We start from the raw sequence: 2380 nt of genomic DNA, 5'->3' as shown, positions 1-2380 counted from the left end.
GCCCCACATCGCACGCGGCAAATCGCCACCCCGGCGGCGGCCAGCCGGTGACGACCCGGGTCAGCGGGGCCGGGCGGATCACCGCGATCATCAGCAGCAGCGCACACGCAGCGCAGAGCCAGGGACGGCGCGACGCCCCGCGCGCGGCGACCACCGCGGTAGCGGTGACCACAGCCAGCAACAGCCCTCCCGGCCAGCCGCCCAGCCAGCCGAGCTCCGCGCCGGGCAGGTCCGCGCCCGTACGGGCCACGGAAGCCGCCCACGACGTGGGCCACCCGGCGAGCCAGGCGAGCCCCTGGGCCAGCGGCGGGGCGACGGGCGCGGTGACCAGCGCCGCGAAACCGAGGACCGTGGCGGGCGCCACCGCCAGCTCCGCCAGAAGATTGCAGGGCACCGCCACCAGGCTCACGCGCGCCGCCATCACCGCGATCACGGGCCCGCACACGGCCTGTGCCGCGGCGGCCGCGGCGAGCGCCTCCGCGGCCCGCGCCGGAACCCCGCGCCGCCGCAGCGCGTCGCCCCAGCGCGGAGCCAGGGTGATCAGGGCCCCGGTCGCGAGTACGGACAGGGCGAAGCCGTAACTCCTGGACAGCCACGGATCGTAGAGCACGAGCAGCAGCACCGCCGCCGCCAGCGCGGGCAGCAGACTTCTGCGCCGCCCCGTACCGATGGCCATCAGCGTGATCAGGCCGCACACCGCCGCCCGCAGCACGCTCGGCTCGGGGCGGCACACGACCACGAAGCCCAGCACCAGCACAGCGCCCAGCACTGCCGTCAGCCGCAGCGGCACCCCGAACCGGGCCGCCAGCCCCCGGCGCTCGGCTCGCGCGGCCAGGTGGGGCGGTCCGACGAGCACCGTGATCAGGATCGCGAGATTGCTCCCCGAGACGGCCAGCAGATGTGTCAGATCCGTGGCCCGGAAGGCCTCTTCGAGATCGGGCGGGATGCGTGACGTGTCACCCACCACCAGCCCGGGGAGGAGTGCGCGGGCATCCGGCTCCAGCCCGTCCGTGGCGGACCGGAGACCTGCCCGGAGCCGGGCGGCCACCCGCTGGAGCGCGTCCGGCCGCCCGACCACCTCGGGTGGGCCCTGGCCGGCGACGCGGACCACGGCGGCAACGCGGTCGCCCTGCCGGGCGGGCGGGGCGAGACGGCCTGCAACCTTGACCTTTGTGGAAGGCAGCAGGCCCAGCCAGGACGGGTGGGCGATCACGAGGACCGGTGTGCGGAGCGCTGTCGCGCGGACTGCCGTCCCGTCGGCCGCCGTCTCGCGGCCCCCGTGCAGCAATCGCGTGGCCTCGCCTTCCAGGACGACGGTCGGCTGCGCGCGTGACGCTCCACGCACATGCGGGCGAGTGGACCTCGGGTCGCTCGTGACCGTGACCTCCAGGGTGACCTCGGCGTAACGAGCAGCCAGGGGCGGGAGAGGGCCGCGGCGCGTGTCGGCCGCGGTCAGGGCGGCCGATGCGGCGCTTGCCGCCGCGCAGAGCAGCACAGCCGCGATGGTGATCGCGATGGCAGGCGCGGTCGCGGCTGCCGCCGCCGTGCGGTGCGGCTTGGTGATCCGGTCGCGCCCATTGGAGTGGTGCGTCGGCTCAGTGGGCGCCGCCTGCGGGTTGTGTGCGGCTGGGCGCGCCCACGCGGCAGAGCCGCATGACGCGACCTGGACCCGCGCCCCTTGAGGGGCACGTCCTGTGCTCCGTCGGCGACTCCCATTGGCTCGGTCCGCCATGCCATCGGGCGAGTGCGGGCCGTCTGCGGCTGGGCGCGCCCCCGCGGCGAAGCCGCATGACGCAGCCCGGCCCCGTGCCCCTGACGGGGCGCTGGTCTCTGGCCGGGCGCGGGCCCGCAGTACCAGTACGCACGCCGTCGCCACGGCCAGGGCCACCGCCACGGCGACCGTCCGGCCGTCCGTCACCAGGGCTGCCGCCGCCGCTGCCCATGCCGCGGCGGCGGGTGCGATCAGGCGGTGGTCGGCCGGTGGGCCCTGGGGTGGCGCGGGCGCGGTCATGGCTGGACCAGGGCGCGGAGGTCGTTGAAGCGGCGCGCGCCGATGCCGTTGACGTGGCGGAGCTCGTCCACGGACCGGAAGCCGCCGTGCTCCGTGCGGTACTCGACGATGTGCTGGGCGAGGACGGGGCCGACGCCCGGGAGCGCGTCGAGTTGCTCGGCTGTCGCGGAGTTGAGGCTGACGGGGCCTTTCGGTCCACCGCCCGTGCCGCCTGTTCCGCCCATGCCCGGCGGCACGGCTCCCGGTGGCGCCGCTGCCGCCGACGCCCCCACCACGATCTGTTCGCCGTCGACGAGCAGCCGGGCCCGGTTGAGGCCCGTGACGTCCGTGCCCGGCTGAGTGCCCCCGGCCGCGGTCAGGGCGTCGATG

At 76.3% G+C, this 2380-nt stretch carries 2 protein-coding genes; both read right to left on the bottom strand.

The features are described from left to right. The coding region (locus tag K6I34_RS35755) for a ComEC/Rec2 family competence protein (protein WP_374231111.1) at nt 1-2011 on the bottom strand (2011 nt) is incomplete at its 3' end. Continuing rightward, a partial coding sequence (locus tag K6I34_RS35750) for a ComEA family DNA-binding protein (protein WP_229332193.1) occupies nt 2008-2380 on the bottom strand: 373 nt, incomplete at its 5' end. The genes K6I34_RS35750 and K6I34_RS35755, both read right to left, overlap by 4 nt.

It is taken from the genome of Streptomyces sp. UNOC14_S4, from assembly GCF_020740835.1.
GTDB lineage: Bacteria > Actinomycetota > Actinomycetes > Streptomycetales > Streptomycetaceae > Streptomyces.
Note: the sequence above shows the minus strand (reverse complement) of the source record. Positions and strands in the feature narration are given on the sequence as shown.